We start from the raw sequence: 22,267 nt of genomic DNA, 5'->3' as shown, positions 1-22,267 counted from the left end.
CAAACCCTGTAAAAAAAATAAACACACTGTTATGAAAAAAATCGTTTTTGTTTTTGTTGCATTATTATCCATCGCCATTGCGAAGTCACAAACAGTAGGCATTGGTACGACAACACCGAACAATTCAGCGCTGCTGGAAGTTAAATCAACGATCAAAGGGTTTCTCCCTCCAAGGATGCTTGCTTCGGAGCGAAATGCGATTGTATCGCCTGCGACAGGTTTAATTATTTATTGTATGGATTGTGGCACGAATGGAGGAGAGCCGGAATACTATAATGGTACTGCCTGGGTGAATATGATTGGCGGTTCGGCAGCATTACCGCTTGCCCCTGGACATAGTTATCAGGGTGGAAAAATTGCTTATATTTTTCAGTCCGGGGACTCGGGTTATATAGCAGGTCAGGTTCATGGTCTGATTGCGGCTCCCTTTGATCAAATTGAAGTTATTCTATGGGATAATATGGGAATTGGTCAACTTACAAACGCAATTGATACTGCAATTGGCACCGGTAATGCAAATACAAATACTATTGTTTCAGTTGTGGGAGGAGGAAACTATGCAGCTTTATTGTGTTCAGAACTGGAATTGAATGGATACACCGATTGGTATTTACCCAGTAGAGAAGAATTAAGAAAGCTCGGTCTAAATTCATTTGTCATAGGTTTATTTGGCGGGATGTACTGGAGTTCCAGCGAGTTTAAGGACAACCAAAACTGGGCATGGGCGCAACACATCACCGGTAGTTCCGGTACCCCGGTACTTGAACCCAAGACCTCGGGAAACAGAGTTCGCGCTGTTCGAACTTTTTAGCTATTAAAAAATCCATCATGGCGAAGAGCCCGACTGCAGAGAACAATTTATAAAGGTGGTTCGTGAGGAAACGAACCACAGCGACAGAGGAAAAAGTAAAGGTTTGAAGATTCAATTTCAAAACATATTTTTAATCAATTAACTGGAAGTCTATGTTATTATCTCAACTTTTCCGAATAAGAATTACGGCAATTTCATTAGTACTAATGTTTGGTTGCAATAAGCCCAAACCAGAACCCATTGATAATCCCGTTAAAGATGAATCGGCCAATTATACAGTTACCACTTTTGCAGGAACGGGAATTAATGGGATCGATCCTGCCACTGGTAACCCGGGTCTTCTTAATAACCCGACCAAAATGGCATTTGATGTACAGGGAAATTTATATGTGGCAGATGCAGACAATGATAAAATTCGTAAAATAACACCATCAGGTACGATGACCACTCTTGCAGGTAATACTATCGGTTATGCAGATGGTGTAGGAACTGCGGCTTTATTTAATAAACCCACGGCTCTCTGCATCGATGGCCAGGGAAACCTGTACGTCGCTGAATCAGGTAATTTGCGTATCCGTAAAATCACACCATCCGGCACTGTAAGTACAATAGTTGGAAATGGAGTTGCCGGTTTAGGTGATGGAACTGGTACAGCTGCACAGATCAATACTCCAGGTGGAATGTGCATGGATGGACAGGGTAATATTTTTTTTACACAAATTAATTTTCATGGCATACGCAAAATTTCACCGACTGGTGTTGTTAGCACATTCGTCGGTAGTACTACCCCGGGGTTTGTTGACGGAACCGGAAGCGCAGCAAAATTCAATGAGCCTTATTCGCTTTCAATAGATGCCCAGGGAAATATTTATGCTTCAGATTTCAAAAATGCCCGCATCCGTAAGATAACCCCGGGTGGTGTTGTTACTACAGTGGTTCAAAGATCAAATGAAAATGAGATGCATAATATTGCGATGGATGCTAATGGAAATTTTTATATAAACCAGGGAGATATTATCAAATCGGAATTTGTTAAAGTAACCCCTGCCGGGGCAATAACAAAAATTGCAGGCGGGGAAGTTGGCTATGTAAATGGAACCGGGAGCGTTTCAAGATTCGGTTATATAACGGGTATGATCGTAAGTGCAAACGGCGATCTCTATGTGGCTGAGCTTTTCAATGATACTATCCGGAAAATCAAGAAAAATTAAAAGCTGAGATTGGATTTCAATTTGTAGTCATTGGTGAGGATTTTTTTTCATGTTCAGTAGTTTTTGATTGATGAAATAGAATGCGTGCCGCAATTCTGCGGCTAACTACTAACCGTGAGCCTTATTGTGGTACCGTTATGAAAGGAAGATGTTTTACGTTTTTAGTAGAACAAAGCGTGGAGTAAATGTTTGATTGGTCATAGTGGTAGGGATTAGGTTAATGACTTGAAAGTTGAAAGGGATACTGAAATATTAATGGAAAAATATTAAATCACTGCCCGGAGATTTGAATGGATAATCGATGCAATTAGTTTTTGAGATACCTGTCTATTTTTTCTTCGATCGCTTCAACTTCATTAAGATTTGTAAAACTCCCTGATCTAAAAATATGAAAAATTATAAACCAGTTTTTTTGATATTGATCGCCGTATCAATCATTTCAAATTGTACAACTAAACAAAGTACAGCTACCGCGGACAAAAAAATAGAAATGATTTTACCACAACCCTATGCTACGCCAGATACTATTAAAGAATGTAAAGTAATTGGCTGGCCGGAGGATAAAATACCCATGGCACCAGAAGAGTTTATTGTAACTAAATTCGCAAGTGGGTTAAATAATCCAAGATGGATCTATGTATTACCCAATAATGACATCCTTATTTCTGAAGCAAAAACCAAAAAAGAAGAAAGTGCAAACGACATTATTCTTTTTCGGGATGAAAACGGAGATGGAAACCCGGAGATAAGAAAGATATTTTTGAAGAATCTAAATCAGCCATTAGGAATGTTACTTTTAAACAATTGGCTCTACGTTGGAAACACTGATGGGATCTATCGGTATTCATATATACCCGGTCAATTACAAATAAATGACACAGGGGAAAAAATAATGGATTTGCCTGCGGGCGGATACAATAACCATTGGACAAGGAATATTATCTCTAATATCGATAGCTCAAAATTGTATGTATCTGTAGGCTCTGGCTCAAACGTTGGAGAAAACGGGCTGGAAAATGAGATAGGAAGAGCTGTAATTCTTGAGATCAATCCTGACGGATCTGGGGAAAGGATTTTTGCCAGTGGAATACGAAACCCTGTCGGGTTGGCGATTGAGCCGGTTTCAGGAAAGCTATGGACAACTGTAAATGAACGTGACAACTTGGGAGATGACCTTGTTCCGGATTATTTTACTTCGGTTAAAGAAGGAAGCTTCTATGGTTGGCCGTATGCTTATTGGGGTGCTAATGAAGACCCACGGTTAAAAGGGCAACATCCCGATCTTGTTGCGAAAACAATAGTCCCGGATGTTGATCTTGGTGCTCACACTGCTTCACTTGGGTTGGCGTTTTATACAAATAAACAATTTTCAAAAAAATATCATGGGGGTGCTTTTATAAGTCAGCATGGCTCCTGGAACCGTTCAAGGTTTGCCGGTTATAAAGTAGTGTTTGTACCCTTCGAAAAAGGCATTCCTGGAAAACCGGAAGATTTCCTGACAGGGTTTATTAAGGACGACAATAAGAACCTCGTTTTTGGACGACCAGTTGGCATTGCAATTCTAAAAGACGGTTCAATGCTTGTAGCAGATGATGAAGGAAATACTATCTGGAGAGTAAGCGCAAAAATCAAATAGAATCATGAAAAAAATCGCAGAAATTAGTTTTATTTGAATTATATCATCCTATTTTCCGTATACCCGATTTTTTCTATTTCGACCTTGACAACATCACCGGGCTTTAACCATTTTTTCTCTTCCATACCCATTATCACCCCTTCAGGCGTTCCGGTCAGGATCAGATCACCAGGCTCAAGTGTCATATGCATCGACAAAAACTCAATGATCTCTGCAACAGAAAATATCATATCTCCGGTATTTGAGTTTTGACGTAATTCTTTGTTTAAGGTGCAGGTAAGTTGTAAATTCTGCGGATCAGCAATTTCATCTGCGGTGACTAAATATTTTCCTAATGGCAAAAAATGATCAAGGCTTTTCCCAAGCAACCATTGGGATGTCCTAAACTGTAGATCCCTGCAGGATAGATCATTTGCCACACAATAACCAAGAACATAATTTAAAGCATCGTCTTTCGAAACATTTTTACTTTTTTTTCCAATAATAACACCCAACTCTACTTCATAGTCAAATTGTTCCCCTACCGGTCCGAGGGAAATATCATTTCCATGATCTGTAAGAGTATTATTATATTTTGTAAATGTGACAGGGACGGAAGGTATTGTCATTCCACTTTCAACGGCATGTTTACGATAGTTAAGCCCAATACAAATAATTTTTGAAGGATTGGGGGCACAAGGTCCGATAACCAGGCTTTCCTCAGCTATTAATTCATACTGATCTGAAGATTCTTGTTCTTTCTTTAGTTCTTCCATATCCTTCCTGGTCAACGGGACGGAATATTTTTTTTCTCCTGAAGATTGTACGAACTGGTTGATAGCGATCACGCCTTTAGGAGTAGAGATCCCGGGCAATAAATTATCGCCCTGTCTGTAGTAAAGAATTTTCATTTTTATTTAGAGAGTGGTATGAGTAACCTTATTAGGTGAGTTTTAATAAGTAGCCCGGCCACCCGATAAATCAAAAGTGAATCCGGTAGTAAAGCTATTTTCCTTTGAAACAATATATGCAACCATGTTGGCGGCTTCATCCAATGTTCCGCATCTTTTCATTGGTATCTTATCAGTCATATATTTTATTTGCGTTTCCGGGAGGGCATCCACCATAGGCGTTCTTACTACAGCAGGTGCAAGCGCATTAATGGTGATTCCGGTATCAGCATATTCTTTCCCCTGTACTTTAGTCATCCCAATAACGGCCGCTTTAGAAGATGAATACGCAAGCATACCTGCATTACCTTCCTTTCCGGCAATAGAAGCAATATGCAATATCCGGCCATAATTTTGTTTTACCATATGAGGAAGAATAGCTTTTGTCAGGTAAAAACTACTCATAAAATTCACTTCAAATACTTTGTGTAAATTTTCATCATTAACTTTATGACTTAGTAAATTGGTTTCACCAGTTATACCGGCGCTATTCACTAATATATCTATTCGGCCAAACTCATCAACGATCTTATTAATAGCCTCGTTTACCAATTCCTGTTTGGTTATGTCAAAAGGGAAAAGCCTGCTCTTAACTTTATCTTTTGCAAATTGAGTATTCAAGCCATCCCCATTAATATCGAGTAAGGCAACAGTTGCTCCTTCCATTAGAAGTTTCTTGGCAATTGCCAATCCCAACCCTGAAGCAGCACCGGTCACAACGGCTACCTGTCCATCAAATTTTAAGTATTTACCAGATGCTTCTAATGGAGCATCTTCGATCATGTTATTATTCCCATGACTCTCCTGTGTTACTTTATTTTTTTCCTGGCCATTCGGTTTAATGTCAACAGGAACCAATTTCTCTTTCATAAATTAGCTTTAGAGTGAATTATATTTATTATAAACTTCCCGGAGGCTTTTTCCTTCCAATAGCTCCTTTCGGGATAAATTTTCCTTATGAACTTTTTCCTGTGCTTTCTCAAATACACCAACCTCAACAGTTTTAGGAATAACAACAATTCCATCGAAATCGGCATAGATAATATCTCCGGGATTTACAAGTACCTCACCACAACGAACCGGCACATCATATGCTGTTACAATTGCTCTTCCTTTTGAATCCAGTGGACGTATTCCACTGTAATAAACCGGGAAACCCATTTCAATTATTTTCACGCAATCCCTCACCTGGCTATCGCAGACACAGCCTGTCACTCCGTTTCTTTTAGCAACGGTTGACATAAGTTCGCCCCAGGGCGCATTGGTACCAGCATGATCTGTTGAGTGAATTACAACATCACCCTCTTTCAAAGAATCCATTGCTTCTATTTCCAATCCGTACGGATCATCAGCTATGTGATTCGTATCCATCCAACGAAAAGTCCTTGCTCTTCCCAAAAACCCGCAATTGCGTATATCTGGTAAAAGGGGCCGCAAACGATGATGCATAGCCTGGTTAGGATATCCAAGCTCATCAAGAATATCACAAACAGCAGCGACATATAAATGTTTTTTTATAAATCCAAAAAGATGAGCATCTGCTGTAGATGTCTTATTGGACAAAAAAGATGTCGCTGATTTATTTTTCATTAATCATTATTAACAAGATTTATGATCCTTTTATTTAGCTCCTTGATATAAGAAACACTAGAAGCATCTGGCTTATACCTTGCTTTGCGAACATTACTATTGGTTAATACACCCCTTGCCATCAGCAATTCCTTTTCTGCATAATGAAACAGTTCCATATTTTGTAATGAGAAAAATATTTGTGGCATCACTTTTTCAAAAAGATCAAATGCCTTTTCATTTTCACCTGCTGTTCTTAGTGCGAATATTTTTTGTAAAATATCTGAAACTCCAAGACCAGGCATAACACCAACAATTCCAATTGGGATCAATTCAAGCATATACAAGCCTCCCCACCCTTCTAATAATCCAACTTTACCCTCAGTAGCTTTTATAATTGCTTCGAACTTTGGAGCACATAAAGGTTCTTCCAGCTTTAGGTATTTAAAATTTGGATTTTCATTCATCAATTCTTTAATGAATTCAACACTAATAGATGAACCGCCGGGATTAAAGTCTTGTATCAACACGGGTGTTTCAGGTACCGATTTGATAAATTCGGATAGATATTCCTTCAAAGAATTTTCAGGAAGACTAAAAATACGTGGCACTGCCAGTGAAATTATATCTGCACCTACCTTTACATTAGCCTGGGCCAATTTAATAGCAATCTTTAAGGATGGATGATTTGATTGCGCAACGATCTGCATTCTTCCGGCAGAATGGTCCACCGCAATTTTTACAACCTGCAATTTCTCTTCGTCAGATAGTTTATAAAATTCGCTTGCATATGCAGGTAAACATGCTGCACCAACGCCTCCATTAATTGCAAAATCAATTAATCGTCTTAAAGCATCTTCGTCTATTTCTTCCTTTTCTGTAAAAGGTGTTGGAATAATAGGTACTACACCCGATAATTCTTTTTTGTTTTTTAAATCCATTTTTTAAACTGTTTTTAAAACTGGCGGTTTATGTGTCATCCTATAATCGACAATTGTGATAATTAAAGTAGAAACAAAGACCATAACACCACCTACAATAGCAGGTGTGTTCAATTTTTCACCAAGCCATATTGCTGCAACAGGCAAACCGATAAAAGTGATCAGATAATTAGATAAGGCCACCTGTATCGCATCAAGCACTTTTAATGCTTTGAAGAATAAGATCATTGAAAGGAAATTGTGAAAGAAGGTCAATAGGCTCATGCCTATCCAGGTCTGTTGCGTAAATGATGGGATCCTTGCAAAAATATCGGGTTCATAATACAATACTAAAGGCGTAAGCAAGACCACCATAATGACATAGGTATAAAACACAAGCTCCATTTCAGTATATCGTTCAGCAATTTTTTTAATGCCAACGTTATAATAGGCGTTACCAAGTATCGCAATAAATATGAGGAGATTCCCCAGTGCATATTTTGAACCGAAATTCATTTGTTTTATATCTCCTGTTGAACAAAGTATAACGCCAATTATTGCGATAATAAAACTAAGCCAGCGTACCTTGTTCATCTTTTCCTTCAGAATAAAAAAAGCAAACACTGCAGTAATAACAGGTAATGCAAGTGTAAGAATGGCTGCATTACTTGCCAGGGAATATTGTGTGCCCCACGTCATCAATACCTGGGCAGGAAAAACTCCAAGCAATGCAAGCGGCACAAACACAAGAAGGTCTTTAAAAGCTTTTTTTCCTTTCTTGAAATCTTTCCACACAAATGGTATTAAAAGAAGAGTTGCCAAAAACATCGGCCCAAACACGGTGAAATAAGGACCCACCTGTGCCTGTGTAAGTTTAATGCATGTGAACTGAAGTGCCCACATCAGGTTACACACGATCAGTAGTGTCCAGGATATAATTGTTTTTCTCATATGTTGTTACCAAACTCTGTCCGGTTTTATATTTTTCAAGCGCTGAATAGTCAAGTGATATTCCTAAACCTTCCCCAGGTGGAACTAGTGCGGAACCGTTTTCAAATTGAATTGGCTCTTCTATTAGATCATTCTCTCTTACCAATTCTCCAAAAATATCAGACGGTATTGTGCAATTGATACTTGCTGCTGCAATATGCAATCCCATTGTTTCCGAGATGCCAAGATCCACTTCTGAACCACGCCAGCATTGCTTTCCTTCGAGATGAGCTATTTCGGCAAGTAAGAGTGAATTGAATGCCGAGCCATTAAAATTATACCCATCCACTGCATCGGACTTTACAAATGCAATTATATCTTTTATATTTTGTGTATAGGGCAATGAAATATGCCTGTACAACGGTATACCTAAATTTTGTTTTAGAAATTTAAAGCCTTCCACATCTTCATGCCGGATCGGATCTTCCAATCCAAGCATAATATTCTTATCGACGCCCTCCATTAAACGAAGTGTTGTCTCCACATTGATCCATCGTTGGTTTGGATCAAGAATTATTTTTATTCCATCACCACACTTCTTTTTGATCTCATCTGTCCATAAGCGAACCGGATCTTCATCAGAGCATTTGAATTTAAAAGCCTTGTGACCTTTTTTCATTGCTTCATATGCTTTCTGTGCAGCATCTTCGGGTGTCCTTCGGCCTGTCCATCCCAAACAATCAATCCTATCCCTGTAGGCGCCACCCAATATCTGGCAGACGGGAGCATGTAAAATTTTACCCAGCACATCTAATATAGCGGTTTCAAAAGCTTCATAAATTCTTTGGTCATTAACCGGAAGCCTTCTCCAGTTGATCTTCAGAATATCTAAACCAATAAAGGTTTTTATAGCTTCTTCTATTAACTCCTTCGAAGCGCTTCTATATGTTTCACCTATACCGATCAAACCATTTTTCAATTCTATTTCAATGATCCACTTTGACTGCATAGCAAATTCTGTCCAACTTGCCCCGGTTAAAAATTTTTTGGCAAATGCCTCATCTTTATCCAGCACCGAATCAGAATTTAGACTGTCCGGTTTCGAAGGCACAATTACTTCAGTTGCTTTAATTGATTCGATGATAGTTCTCATTTCTTTTTTACCTCCTCCCCATTTTGAAGATATTTTTCGGAAAGTTTTCTTATATCATAAGTGAATTCAACAAATAGTTTTTCCCATTTCTCAGCAGCCTCTTTTGAATATGGATAAAACCCATTCGCATTACTGACTCCCTTTGCGCCAGATGCTACCAGGTCTTCGATAAAAGCGGGAGGCTTGGTTGAATTATCAAGTTCCGGAAACAAATCTTTCATTACGGTTAAATATGCGGGTATCCCGGTGAGATCCATAAATCTGAAGATCCCTGCAAATGTTATCCAGTAACCCATATCATTCCTGCATGCACGATCTATATCTTCAATCGTTGCATATCCATTCTCAACTAAATGGATACCTTCCCTCATCATTGCATACATAAGCCTATTGGTTATGAATCCCCTGATGTCTTTTTTTACTAATGAAGGTTCTTTACCCCATTCTTCTGCAAGCGTCACTATTTTTTCTGCATACCTAACATCCGATTGGTCTCCGCATATCACTTCCAAAAATCTTAAAACATGTGCAGGCTCTCCCCAATGTATTCCAAGCAATCGTTCGGGATGTCTTAAACCACTTTGTAAAATAGTAACCGGGATTGCGGAAGTGTTACTACCAATGATAGCAGTTGAAGACAACACTTTTTCCAGTCGCTGAAATACTTCTTTTTTGTCATCCAGATTTTCAACTATGGATTCAATGACTACTTCATGCTCTGCAAACGAAGAATAATCATCCGTGATAAAAAGTCTTTGTATAATTTTATTGGGATCATCCTTTAAGACCCCTTCTTCCTGCAGTTGCTTTAAAAAATTGAATATTCTTTTTCTTACCTCATCAGACTTTTCAATATGCCTTGTCAAAGCAGTAACCTTATGCCCTGCTGCCAGAATGCAGGTAGCAATACTGCTTCCCATTAACCCGAGACCGACAACACCAATTTTTATTTTATCACTCATAGATCATTCTGCTTTTTTAAATATTCACAGTACCTTTAATTTAGCAACAGCATCTATCTCTATTTTTATCCCATCTGAAAGAACAGATTGAACCGTTGTTCTTGCGGGTTTAATACCGGTAAAGAAAGAGGCATAAACAGCATTATATTTCTCAAAATCGTTTATATCACTTAAATGAACTGTACATTTTACAATATCATCGATACTTCCACCTGCTGCTTCTATGATCTTCTTTACATGTGATAAAGTAAGCACGGTTTCTTCTTCGATTGTTCCGTGTATCACTTCACCAGTAGATAAATTCAAAGGCCCTTGCCCACTAACGTATAACCATCCATCGATCAAGATACCCGCAGAGTAGGCTCCTGTACTTACAGATTTATCAGGATGTTTAATTTCAATTTTGCTCATATTTTATTTTGCCAGGCTTTCCAAAAATGGCCAGCTTTTAAAAGAAGTTATAAACTCTACTAAAGATCCAACAGCATGATCAATTAAATACTTCCCTTTTTCAGCAGTTGCTAATTGTGGTTCTCCACTGCTGCCATTACTGGAAATAAATTCTGTTCGTTTAACCATTGTAACACCTTTGTAAGGTTCGTCATCTTCCCAGGGTATATAACCATTGCTATCTGGTCTTTTAGCACGTTGAATCTGATCCTGGAAAACCTTTTCAGGGAACAGATGCAACATCATACTTGTTTCGTACTCGCAGGCATGACTTAAAGCAGGGCTCTGCATAGGTGGCTGGCCTGCAAATACTTTTCCACCCAACTCCCAATAGGTTACTAATGCAATATTTGGTTTGTGACTTACATCATACTTATTACTCAGTACCGCCAAGGCTTGCCTTACGGGAGTTATATTTCCTCCGTGACCATTTAACAGCACAATACGACGAAAACCAAATTTGAGAATTGATTCAACCACCTCAACAACAAACTGGGTATAAGTGGTACTGGAAACACTCAGCGTCCCAAAATTTAAATGATGGTGACTTGAACCAAATGGCAGGGTTGGGCATAAAACAATATCATCCGGCATTTTTTGCTCTGTATTCAAAGCAACCCTGGATACTATATCTGTATCGGTAGAAACAGCAAGATGAGGTCCATGTTGCTCTATAGCACCCAATGGAAACAAAATAACCCTATCTCTGAGTTGATTTATGGTCTTATAACTTGCGTTTGAAACTAACATATCCAGGTGATTATAATGTTGATAAAATTAAAAATTATGCCCCTTGAATTATTCTATTTATTGATTGATTATGTATACTTTATTAACACTCCTATACGATAGGATAAAGTTGCTCCTATTTCATAAAACAACACTTATTGTTCTCTGAATTAATCCATCTCAATAAATATAGGCAGAAGGCGAAAATTATATAACTTATACTTTTTAAACACATTAATGTGTAAATTCGTTCTATCTGGTTAATATAATATATGAAGGCTCAACTGCATAAATTACCAATTTCATCCGATGCTTCTTTTTTATTTAAAACCCTGGAGTGCGATTATTTTGCTAACCCGTGGCATTTTCATAAAGAGTATGAATTGGTATTAATAGACAAAAGCAAAGGGACCCGGTTTATTGGCGACCACGTAAGCCATTTTACAGAAGGTGACCTCTGTCTTATAGGTTCAAACATCCCGCATTTATTCAGGAACAATGAAGAATACTATGCAAAAAATAGTAAGTTAAAGGCAAGATCTGTTTTTATTCATTTTAGAAAAGATTTTTTAGGCAATCATTTTTTTGACACGCCTGAAATGAAATTGGCCAATAAATTTTTGGAAAACCCTTCTTTGGCAGTCGATATCCGTGGAAAAACGAAAAAGTACATAATAAATAAGCTGTATGCTATGAATGATGAAAAGCCGCCGCAACGGCTTTTGAGTCTTTTGGAAATTCTTGTAAGATTATCATTAAGCACTGAGTTGAAACCTCTCTTATCTCCTGGCTTTTCTGCTAATACCAGCGGGGACTCAGACAAGATCAATCATGTATTCCAGTTCATCATGAGAAATTATACAGAAGAAATTTATGTCCAGGAGATCGCATCGAAATTAAACATGAGTGTCCCTTCCTTTTCAAGATATTTCAAACATCATACCCGTAAAACCTTTTCGGATTATGTAACAGAGATCAGGATAGGTCATGCATGCAGGATGTTGACGGAAGACAATTACAGCATTTCTGAAATCAGTTTCCAAAGCGGGTTTGACAATCTTTCTAACTTCTACCGGCATTTTAAAAAAGTCGTCGGTGTTATTCCAAAAGAATATAAAAACAGGTTTTTAAAACCCACAACATAATAACTGGATTTTGTAAAATCAAAGATCCCTTGCATATGGAACCTATATTATCAAAAATACCATTCTCATCAGACTCCTGTTTTTTATATAAAAAATTTGAATGCGATTATTTTAATGACCCCTGGCATTTTCATAAAGAATATGAACTGGTAATGATAAATAAAAGCAGCGGAACAAAATTTATTGGTGATAATGTATCCCATTTTGAGGAGGGAGATATTACCTTAATTGGTTCAAATATCCCGCATCTATTAAGGAATAGTGAAGAGTTTCGTATAAAAGACAAGAAACCGGGAGGAGCTGGTACGATCTATATTCATTTTACAAAAGATTTTCTGGGCAGCCATTTTTTTGATATCCCTGAAATGAAGTTAGTTCACAGGCTGCTGGAAAGATCCTCTTTGGCATTGGAATTATTTGGGAAAACTAAAAAGTATACAGTGAGTAAGCTACATGATATGCACAATGAGAATCCAACTGAGAGGCTTTTAAGTCTGCTTGAGATTCTTATTAGAATATCCCAAAGTCGGGAATTGAAACCTTTGCTGTCAACCGGGTACCTCGCAAATAACAGTGGCGATACAGCTAAGATCAACAATGTGTTTGAATTTATTATGAAAAATTATACGAATGAAATTTATGTCCAGGAAATTGCAACAAAGCTCAATATGAGTGTTGCATCTTTCTCACGATATTTCAAACATCATACCCGCAAAACATTTTCAGATTATGTGACAGAAATACGAATTGGTCATGCGTGCAGGTTGTTAATGGAAAACAACTATAGTATTTCTGAGATCAGCTATAAGAGTGGGTTTGATAACCTTTCAAACTTTTACAGGCATTTTAGAAAGATCACGGGAATTATTCCCAAAGAATACAGGATCAGGTTTTTGAAAATTACAGTTTAACTCCAACTATAAAAATCTATTTAACTCATTCCAAATCATTTCCCCTGCTGAACTTCTTTAAAGACCCGAACTATCTCCTCATGAGTTTTTAGTGCATTGGCAGGCAAGGGAAAGTTTCCAAATACTAAAAGGTCTTTATTCTTTTGGATAGTGATCTTACTCTCATCGATCTTTCCATCTTTTCCTGTGATCGCACTTAAATCCAGCCCAAAGTTTTTTGCAAAGAATTTGTACATAGGTGTTCGCTTGGTAATGCCATAGTCATGCTTGTCATTTTGCAGATAAACGCTTCCGACATTTGTCTCTTTACCATAAAAACCATACACTTTTTGCAGATAAGGATAATCTGTTCCCGGAACTGATTTTGTCCAATCATCACCATCAGAGATCACGAGCAGGGGTCGCGGAGCTATCATAGCGGCAATTTCTGCGTTGTTTGTTTTATGCCCCTTGCATTCATCATGAATGGGCAATCCACTTTCGCATGGACAACCACCGAAGAAACTTGAAGAAACCATCACTACTGGTACGCTTGCTGTTATCCTGTCATCTAATGCAGCAACAAGAATTGTTTGAGTTCCCCCTCCCGATGCGCCTGTAACACCTACTCTCGTTTTATCAGCTCCGGATAATGATAAAAGAAGATCTAATGCTCTTATGCTGTTCCATGTTTGTATTGATGCGGCAAAACCGGTTTCATGTGCTAATGGATCACCGGTCATTAAAACAGATTCCCCCCAGGAATACATATCATAGTTAAAAGCAATAGCACCCATTCTTGCCAGGCCTGCGCATCGATATTGCATGTCCGCCCTGTATCTCCCGCTATCTATTGCTATTGATGGATCCTGTTCGTTGTAAAAATGTCCGTGCGGGTTAATGATAACAGGAAAAGGACCTTTCCCTTTTGTTGGCTTGTATAATGTTCCGGTAACAAAATATCCGGGGATACTTTCAAAGGCAACATCTTCTACAGTATAACCATCCATCACAACCTTATTTCTGAAAATCGGGTTTAATGGTGTTCTTTGAGCATTCTTTGTTATTCCTAATGCGTTTGAAATGCATTCCCGTAACTCTTTTTTTCTTTTGTCGAATGCACTTGCATTTGAATAAGCTGCTAACAATTCGTCCAGGTGTTTTTTACCTTCAGCTTCCGTCCGCCTGTAATAATCATATTGTGTTATTTCATAAGTGTTTTTTTCTACTTCACGATATATAAGATCCAAAGGTCTTAATATATTGTCAAGAGTAGTTTTTATATCTGAAGTAAATCGCCAGGTAGCATAACTTACATTTAATCCCTTGACTGTCCTGTCATCATATTTTAATTTGACATTATATTTTTTTTCAACAGAAACCAATACTTCTGATAGCGATTTTTTATAAACTTCTTCCGTGCGTTGTGCATTGCCAATACAAAAAGAAGCGAGAGCGAAAATCAAGCATATACTTCTGGATAATCTTCTCATGTTATTTAATTTTTTTAAAGTTTTAGGTTTGCTTAATTATCAGTTCTCAAAATGTCAGCGTACAAATTCATATGAAACTCAGGATCTCCACGGTCCTGTAATAGCCAGTGTAAGTCCTGGTGACTGAATATTTACAAAAAGTGTTTTACCCGAAGGGGAAAAAACAGGTCCCGCAAATTCGGACTCACGAAAACCAATGTTTTTTGCAATTACGTAAGCATCACCTCCAGGTGTGATACCAATGATCCTCGCATCAACACTGTCTTCGCAAATGATAACATCTCCCCATGGAGCTACAGTGATGTTATCACAATAGCGAAAGGTATCTGCACTCTTTGATTCACTAAATAACTCGAGCTTTCCCGGAGCATCTTTTTCCTGTGGCTGACCTTCGTATTTACTGGGAATATATCTGAACACTTGTCCATTACCGGTTCTTCCTCCGGAACTTGCTGTGAAGAAAAATTCATCTTTGCCTTTACTCATACCTTCTCCTGATGAAAAAATTGCAGCACCCATTTTATGACCCCTGAGCCGCAAATCCGCATCCAGTGATTCTACATTATCCAAATCGATCCATGATACCTTGAACTGTTTTTTTTCGGGGAAATAGTCTGAATTCTGACCTTCCCGATTACGTGTATCAGCACTTTTCCATTCATTGATCACAAGGCATTGCAATTTACCCCCCTTATGAAGTGATCCAACCGCACCAGTAGCATTTGGCAGATACCGATATAATAATCCATTCCCTTCATCCTCCGTTTGATAAACTATCCCGGTAGCGTCATGAACAGCAACAGATTCATGAACAAATTTGCCCATTGCATGAATGGGAACAGGATCTGCAATACCTATTTTATCAGTAGCAGGAACTTCAAAGTTATAGCCATGATCCTTCTCAAGAGCACCATTCTCATCACCCTTTCTAAATTCTGTTTCTTCACAGGTAATCCAACTGTTCCAGGGTGTTTTTCCTCCTGAACAATTCCTCACGGTTCCAACCAGGCTGAGGTATTCTGTTTCAATTTTCTGTGTTTGTTCATCATAGATCAAAGTAGTTGTTCCACCGACACAAATTCTATCGCCGCCTCCTGCGAAATCATAAAATTTGTCTTTCCCGATCTTATCAATTAGCGTTTTATCACTTTTAAAAAAACATTCATCATAAGAGCCGGGTGAAAGTTCATGGTTTCGTATAAGCAATACTTTCCCATCTTTCCATGCAAACATTCCCATGCCATCGTGACTGCCAGGTGAGAAAAGGCCATCACTCATTTTATCACCCGTCCGGGATATAATCTTAGCTGAAAATCCTTTGGGTAAACTTAGTAGCTCACCCTCACGAAAAGATACCGGGCCAAATCCAATCCCTTGCTTTGTATTCACTTTGCATCCGGACAAAGCACACTGATTCAATCCTAAAAATCCAAGACTTACAATACTTGTTTTTCGTATAAATTCTCTCCTCGAATTATTCATGCGTATCTTGTTTTCTTTTTAATTTAAATGAAATTTGATTTAATAAACCGCATAGCCTACCAAATTTATCCGATTAGTGTCGGGGAAATATCAAGTAATCTGTTAAAGATGTATACTTTTTTAACACCCGTAAAATTGATTTTACTTTTTGTTTTATTCATTTAACCTCTTAAATATTTTTTCTAACTCGTATGCCATAACATTGTCAGTATAGATTTATTCTCATCATTTGATCTTATTAAGGAGCTTATACATTTCTGCAAGCATCAACAGCATTGACCCGCTTCCATGCCTGTCTTTCTGATCATCTACTTCAACGGGTCTTGAATTATAATAGTTAAGGTCACTGCCAATTGAAGTACTGGCAGAAACTTTTAGTATATCACCATTAGCGGAAATTCTCGAAGTATCAATAAGAGCATGAAATGATCTTATCACAATTGGGATATATGAATTATCTAACCACTCTTTATTGATACCCCTTGCTATTGCATAAGTAAATTGTGCACTGCAGGAAGTTTCAGTTCCCCATGATAATTCTGGATGATCCAATACCTGGTTCCATAATCCTGAAGAAGATTGAAGTTTGACCAATCCATCAATTTGTTTTTTACAGATATCCAATACCTTTTTATATTTCGGATGATCTTTGGGTAAAACCGAAAGCACTTCTGCAATAGCAACTGTTACCCATCCATTGGCTCTTCCCCATTTGCAGCAACTATGCTCTTTTTCATCCGGCCCGTTTATATATGCATGGAACCAAACACCATCTTTGTCTTGCAAATAAGAAGCATAATTTATTATTTGGAGCGCAGCATCATCTAATGCAGCAGGATCTTTTTTGTATTCACTCCATCTCACCAAAAATGGAAGACTCATATATAGATCATCCGCCCAGATAGTTGAACCATCTGGTGAATCAGGTCTCCAGAAAGTTCTGTCAGGCAGGCGATCTTGCTTTTTTGTGATAAGATATCCGATCGTGTCAATAAGCTGATATAAGTTAAAAGAAATTTTTGCGTTATAGCGAAGTCTTGATTCAAGGATCGCTGCACCCATTGCACCATAATCATCCAACATTCCGGAACCTGCTATTTTGAATCTTAATAATTTTTCGATGTCAGCCAGATCATGAATTTTACCGAAAGCTGATAGCTGCCAACTCATCCAAAAAAAAGCATCTGCAGAAATATTATTATTATCGCTGATATATTTTAATACATTTTTATCGTGAGTAATGTCAGAACCGCGCAGCATACCCAATTGAACAACACCAACCGGGTACGACCAATACATAGTTTTTGGTAAAGTTGCATGCTCTACATCCAGCCAGGTGCCTTTGCTATAACTGCCTTTAATTAAAGGATTGTTTGGAAACTGGCGATCAGTGATCAGCCTTATCAGGTCAGGCACCGAACGTTGTTGTGAATAAGAAAAAAAAATTAAGCAAATTAACAATGAAAAAAGAAGTACTTTCTTTAATGTATTTCTTTGATATATGCATTTAATTTTTTTCATCTTTTTGCACCTCAGAAATTTCAGTATAAATTAAATTTATTACTGCTGATCCTACTTGCTTACCGACAACACAAAAACATTGGTTTCATGAGGTTTTAAGCTGGAAGAGATTGATGCTAAATTCTTACCTGCAGGAGCATGTTTCCAAACATCATATGCATCATAACGAATTGTTGAGTCAAGTTCTATTTCCTTCCATGCAGCAGTAAGTGTTTTGGCCGTTGAATTGCGATTAAATAATGCGATCGCAAACCTGTCACCGCTAAGTGGCTTCTTCCAAACTTCGAGACCATCTTTTCTCATAACTCTAAATCCTTGTTTACCCAAAGTATCCTGGTCTATGGCGATGATTTCTTTATTTAAAAGAATGGTCTTAGTTACTTCATTCATATTCCGAATATCGCAGCCCATCATTAATGGCGCAGAGAACATACACCACATACTCATTTGTGTGCGGTATTCAATATCATTACAACCTCCACCTTTAATAAACCCGGTATTATTTAATCCAACAACCAACATATCGGGATCATTCCATCCTCCAGGCCCTGCAAACCTTCCCAGGTCAGACATTACATCTATTGAAGTAAGAATTCCTATCGGGCTTGTTTCATTCCTCGGCATATCCCAAAAGTCATGTATATCATAAGAAGTGCGCCACATTTGACCACCAACTTCCCTGCCCCAAAGCCATGGTGAACGCGGGCCCCACTCGCAAATGCTGAATAAGATCGGACGTCCTGTTGCTTTTAGCGCATCACCCATTGCCTTGTACCTTTTAATTGCCATTTTATAATCATTGTTCCATGATACATAATCGGGACAAAAACAATAATCATATTTAAGAAAGTCGATCCCCCACTCTGCAAACTGTTTTGCATCTTTTTCTTCATAACCATAGCTACCCGGCATTTCACCACAGGTCTTCGTTCCAGCATCTGAGTAGATACCCAACTTAAGTCCTTTGCTGTGTACATAATCAGCAAGTGCCTTAATACCTGATGGAAATCTTTTGGGATCGGGATACAACAAACCTGATACAGAATCTCTTCCCCCATGCCAGTAGTCATCCATAACGATATAAGTAAACCCGGCATCTTTCAATCCTGTGCTTACAAATGAATCAGCAGTTTCCCGGATCACCTGTTCACTCACATTTTGTCCAAATGGGTTCCAGCTATTCCAACCCATTGGTGGAGTCCTGGCAAGATTTGACAATACAGCGCTGTCAACTGTTTTAGCACCCGCTTCGGTATTACTTGTTCCGGTGTTACCTTTTCCATTACATCCCTGGATCAAAAAGGTACCAACTATGATCGCAATAAGAATAATACTAGCTTTAAATTTTTGCATATAGTTTTTCTGAATTTTTATACTTTAATAAATGTCTTCTTTTTATACATCCAATAGAGAATTAACCAGATCACTAAAAGTCCTGCAAGCTCTTGTACAAATTCATTCCAGGGTCCCAGCCACTTTGTGAGTCCTCCTACAAATACATTTCCTATAAGCGTAAAGTGAAACAAATGTGTGGCAACATAAACAGCGATAGCATTCATTCCAATTACAACAAAAGGGAAAGCCCATTTTTTATATCCCCAAACATCAATCACTAAATAGAACACAGCTAATAATAAACAACTCCAGCCTCCTGCATAAAGAACAAGTGAGCTTGTCCATAAATGATGAATGATCGGAAACCATATTCCCCATATTTTACCAACCACTAAACATCCGATCCCCAATAGTGCTAATTGACCCGCTTTCTTTTTTTCAGGTTGAGAAGAAAGTAAAATTCTTCCTGCGAAAACACCAAGCATAACAGAACATACAAATGTCATATTTGTTAAAATGTATGTCCAGCCTTGCCCTTCCTGGAAATGACCCAATACAAGATTATCAACATACAAGGGCAAGTTTACAGTTGGTTCAAACATCCCTGCCGGATATCCGGGCACAGGTATTAATGCAATAACAGCCCAATAGGCCAATAATAAAGTTAACGTGACACCGATCTGCCATTTTATATTTAATTCCAGGATCAGAATTGAACTGATAAGATAGCCAAAGGCGATAGCATGAAGAGTATCTGTCCAGAGATGAACTGTATTTATATCGAGGTCGAGTAATTTACCCGAAGCAATGAGACCAAGTATATAAAGTATTAGAACTCTTTTTAAGACATGTAAATAGATCTTTTTCTTGCTATTACCTTTTTCAAGACGGTTTTTAAAAGCAACAGGCATTACAACACCGACTATGAACATAAAGAGAGGCATGATGATATCGTAAAAATGAAATTGCCCCCACTGATGATCGAAGTGTTCAGCCAGTGTATTAAAAAAGGGAGTGGGATAAGCTTTTGCAAGAGCAATGATCACATCTCCGCCTCCAATGATCCACAACATATCAAACCCTCTCAATGCATCAACACACATTAATCTTTTATTGCCAGCAACTGAACTGATCCTGGTATCCGTCATGTCTTACAAGTAAAAAATTAAAGGTGAGTTATTTTATTGCATCAATCATGATAAGATCATATTCCTTAAGCATATGCTTGTAAGGTGCTTTGTAGGTAACTGTTTCTTCCAGTTTTTTATTCTTTTTATTATCCCAGATGACTACATGAATTTTTGATCCATCAGCAAGTCCGGGAATCGTCATCTCTAATTCTGTAGTTTCAATAGCTAGCAGTGCTGTTACATTTTTTCCTACAATACCCCAAACATTTGATGATGGAAGTATTCCGCCACCAGAAAGAAGATCAGAGATCGGATAAGCAACTTCCCAATTTAAAGAAGTTGCAGTTACTAAATATTTATTATTGTTACCAACAATGTATGGACCTCTTCCATAGGTTTTGTTTGGTGCACAGTAAATTTTTCCGCTGATCGCATCTTTAGGAATAACAGTGCCTGCACGCAGGTCCATTCCACGCTGCGCATCGCTGCCGGTAAATCTCAGGTAAACATTTTTGTAATAGCCTGTGTATGGTATTTCTTCCTCTTGGTTTTCTGGAAGCGATGCTTCCGCTGCATTGTCACTTCCCCCGGCGTATTTGAATTTTTTTGTGCCATCAATCCCGCATTTTTCCAATGCGGTCCCCCAGCCCGGGTTGATACCCGGGCCGTTAGGAAAACCGCTGCTTGCTTGTATGAAAACAGGCGCCTTGTTATTGAACAATGCTACTACATCAGAAGGCAGTTCATCGTTTTTTCCGCCGCGTGCATATATCCAATATGCGTCCGCCGGCAGAACTTTATCACTCACAATAATATTGTATCCGGCATTCATTGCACCCGAAGTGATTGCATCACCGGAGTTAAATAATCTGTTCCAGCCTGAATTACCCGTTTCACTACCAGAATAGTTTGTTTCCTTATCCAGCAGAACCACAATATTCATAAGAGGCCTGTCTTTTTCCTGCTTGTCAACATACTGTTTTATCCAATCAAGATTTGATTTTTGATCAAACACACCTCCACCAAAAATGATAAAATTTTCAAGCCTGAATTGCAAAGCTCTTATCATACACAAATAAGGAACAACTGCCGGCGAATAATCAGCCGCTATACCCCAGTTTCGGTTTATAGGAGAAATAAGTGAAGTAGGCTTACCCCAATATTTTGCCCATCCATATCCCAGTGAACCATGCTGGGTCAAGGTGGCTATATTAAATATCTTATCTCTTTTAACATAGTAATTATAAATATCGATCGTACCTGTTTCGGGCCATAAGGATGCAAAGTTTCCCTCTCTTAGCAACATAGGATCGGTACCGGAAATATAAGTAACGCCAAGGCTCTTCAGTGTTCTTGCAAGCGAGACAAATACATCTGCTTTTACTTCAAAACATTCTTCAAAAACTGCATCAACCCCCGTGGCAGCAATATCTTCTGCAACAGCTTTTATAGTCTCAGGGGTCCATTGATTTTCTGCCCAGTGATAAGGATTCACACCCTCAATGTTGATCATTACCTTAAGCCCCTTTTTATGTGCAGCCTTAACTATTGAACTGAGTCCGTCTCTTTTAAATACTGCCCAGTCTTGTTTTTCAAGAAAGGGAGATTTAAAATAATAATTCATTTTTGTCCCGGCACGATCGGCTCCCCAAAAAGTGACACCGCGCCATCCTTTAGCATGAGCATTATCAATTTTAGCAGATATTTCGGCATCGGATGGAATGCTTTCCATTCGTGAATGTTCAAACGTTCCTTCTAACCAGTAAAGCGGATCATATTTTTCAGCAACATTTATTTTGGAGACCTTATTTTGAGTTTGGGCATTGGTGATTGCAAAAGGGGTAAGAAAAAAAATAAAGTTGAATAACAAATGGATATTCCTTTTCATAAGCAATTATTCAAATTAGTGATGCATAAATTTATCCTGTTATCAGGGATGAAATATTCGATAATCAATTTAATGTGTATACT

20 protein-coding genes are annotated in these 22,267 nt (G+C 38.2%); 5 read left to right on the top strand and 15 right to left on the bottom strand.

Translation table 11 applies throughout. The features are described 5' to 3' along the window. Positions 1-31: 31 nt before the first annotated feature. From E6H07_13065 to E6H07_13055, 3 genes are all read left to right on the top strand, one after another. Complete coding sequence (locus tag E6H07_13065; GenBank protein TMI63697.1) at positions 32-811, top strand: DUF1566 domain-containing protein; 780 nt, start codon at positions 32-34, stop codon at positions 809-811. A 152-nt stretch (positions 812-963) separates the two neighbouring features. Then, positions 964-2,022 carry a hypothetical protein gene (locus tag E6H07_13060; protein ID TMI63696.1) on the top strand — a complete coding sequence of 353 codons (1,059 nt, stop codon included), beginning with the start codon at positions 964-966 and terminating at the stop codon, positions 2,020-2,022. Positions 2,023-2,410: 388 nt separating this feature from the next. Continuing rightward, positions 2,411-3,658: a sorbosone dehydrogenase family protein gene (locus E6H07_13055; GenBank protein ID TMI63695.1), complete on the top strand. Its 1,248-nt coding sequence runs from the start codon at positions 2,411-2,413 to the stop codon at positions 3,656-3,658. A gap of 38 nt (positions 3,659-3,696) precedes the next feature. Here E6H07_13055 and E6H07_13050 read toward each other — a convergent pair whose 3' ends face one another. The 9 genes from E6H07_13050 to E6H07_13010 form a co-directional block, all read right to left on the bottom strand. Beyond that, complete coding sequence (locus E6H07_13050; GenBank protein ID TMI63694.1) at positions 3,697-4,548, bottom strand: fumarylacetoacetate hydrolase family protein; 852 nt, start codon at positions 4,546-4,548, stop codon at positions 3,697-3,699. A gap of 42 nt (positions 4,549-4,590) precedes the next feature. Then, positions 4,591-5,370: an SDR family oxidoreductase gene (locus E6H07_13045; GenBank protein TMI63764.1), complete on the bottom strand. Its 780-nt coding sequence runs from the start codon at positions 5,368-5,370 to the stop codon at positions 4,591-4,593. Between the two features lie 96 nt (positions 5,371-5,466). Continuing rightward, positions 5,467-6,177, bottom strand: coding sequence for an RraA family protein (locus E6H07_13040; GenBank protein TMI63693.1), 711 nt, complete (start codon positions 6,175-6,177; stop codon positions 5,467-5,469). Continuing rightward, a complete protein-coding gene (locus E6H07_13035; protein ID TMI63692.1) occupies positions 6,177-7,097 on the bottom strand; it encodes a dihydrodipicolinate synthase family protein in 921 nt (306 codons plus the stop codon). Before E6H07_13035 ends, E6H07_13040 begins: the two co-directional genes overlap by 1 nt. 3 nt (positions 7,098-7,100) lie before the next feature. Beyond that, positions 7,101-8,027 (bottom strand): DMT family transporter, encoded by a 927-nt coding sequence (locus tag E6H07_13030; protein TMI63691.1) that lies wholly within the window; start codon positions 8,025-8,027, stop codon positions 7,101-7,103. Further along, on the bottom strand, positions 7,984-9,159 hold the full coding sequence (locus E6H07_13025; GenBank protein ID TMI63690.1) for a muconate lactonizing mandelate racemase: 1,176 nt from the start codon (positions 9,157-9,159) through the stop codon (positions 7,984-7,986). The genes E6H07_13030 and E6H07_13025 overlap by 44 nt, the downstream gene beginning before the upstream one ends. Next, positions 9,156-10,121, bottom strand: coding sequence for a 3-hydroxyacyl-CoA dehydrogenase family protein (locus E6H07_13020; protein ID TMI63689.1), 966 nt, complete (start codon positions 10,119-10,121; stop codon positions 9,156-9,158). Before E6H07_13020 ends, E6H07_13025 begins: the two co-directional genes overlap by 4 nt. Before the next feature lie 24 nt (positions 10,122-10,145). Beyond that, complete coding sequence (locus tag E6H07_13015; GenBank protein TMI63688.1) at positions 10,146-10,532, bottom strand: RidA family protein; 387 nt, start codon at positions 10,530-10,532, stop codon at positions 10,146-10,148. Positions 10,533-10,535: 3 nt separating this feature from the next. Next, the gene (locus E6H07_13010; protein TMI63687.1) at positions 10,536-11,321 is read right to left on the bottom strand and encodes a creatininase family protein; all 786 of its coding nucleotides are present in this window, start codon (positions 11,319-11,321) and stop codon (positions 10,536-10,538) included. A 251-nt stretch (positions 11,322-11,572) separates the two neighbouring features. On the opposite strand from E6H07_13010, the gene E6H07_13005 reads away from it, so the two are divergent. Together E6H07_13005 and E6H07_13000 are read left to right on the top strand one after the other, a co-directional pair. Next, on the top strand, positions 11,573-12,445 hold the full coding sequence (locus tag E6H07_13005; protein TMI63686.1) for a helix-turn-helix domain-containing protein: 873 nt from the start codon (positions 11,573-11,575) through the stop codon (positions 12,443-12,445). 35 nt (positions 12,446-12,480) lie between these two features. Beyond that, positions 12,481-13,356: a helix-turn-helix domain-containing protein gene (locus E6H07_13000; GenBank protein TMI63685.1), complete on the top strand. Its 876-nt coding sequence runs from the start codon at positions 12,481-12,483 to the stop codon at positions 13,354-13,356. Positions 13,357-13,391: 35 nt separating this feature from the next. Here the strand turns inward: E6H07_13000 and E6H07_12995 are convergent, their stop codons facing one another. From E6H07_12995 to E6H07_12970, 6 genes are all read right to left on the bottom strand, one after another. After that, positions 13,392-14,828, bottom strand: coding sequence for a hypothetical protein (locus E6H07_12995; protein ID TMI63684.1), 1,437 nt, complete (start codon positions 14,826-14,828; stop codon positions 13,392-13,394). A 78-nt stretch (positions 14,829-14,906) separates the two neighbouring features. After that, positions 14,907-16,310, bottom strand: coding sequence for a DUF839 domain-containing protein (locus E6H07_12990; protein TMI63683.1), 1,404 nt, complete (start codon positions 16,308-16,310; stop codon positions 14,907-14,909). A 225-nt stretch (positions 16,311-16,535) separates the two neighbouring features. Next, complete coding sequence (locus E6H07_12985) at positions 16,536-17,831, bottom strand: hypothetical protein (GenBank protein ID TMI63682.1); 1,296 nt, start codon at positions 17,829-17,831, stop codon at positions 16,536-16,538. 51 nt (positions 17,832-17,882) lie between these two features. Next, a complete protein-coding gene (locus E6H07_12980; protein TMI63763.1) occupies positions 17,883-19,022 on the bottom strand; it encodes a glycoside hydrolase family 27 protein in 1,140 nt (379 codons plus the stop codon). A 179-nt stretch (positions 19,023-19,201) separates the two neighbouring features. Beyond that, the gene (locus E6H07_12975; GenBank protein TMI63681.1) at positions 19,202-20,314 is read right to left on the bottom strand and encodes a DUF5009 domain-containing protein; all 1,113 of its coding nucleotides are present in this window, start codon (positions 20,312-20,314) and stop codon (positions 19,202-19,204) included. Between the two features lie 28 nt (positions 20,315-20,342). Continuing rightward, positions 20,343-22,184, bottom strand: coding sequence for a hypothetical protein (locus tag E6H07_12970; protein ID TMI63680.1), 1,842 nt, complete (start codon positions 22,182-22,184; stop codon positions 20,343-20,345). Between the last annotated feature and the right edge of the window lie 83 nt (positions 22,185-22,267).

Source organism: Bacteroidota bacterium, assembly GCA_005882315.1.
Taxonomy (GTDB): domain Bacteria; phylum Bacteroidota; class Bacteroidia; order Chitinophagales; family Chitinophagaceae; genus VBAR01.
Note: the sequence above shows the minus strand (reverse complement) of the source record. Positions and strands in the feature narration are given on the sequence as shown.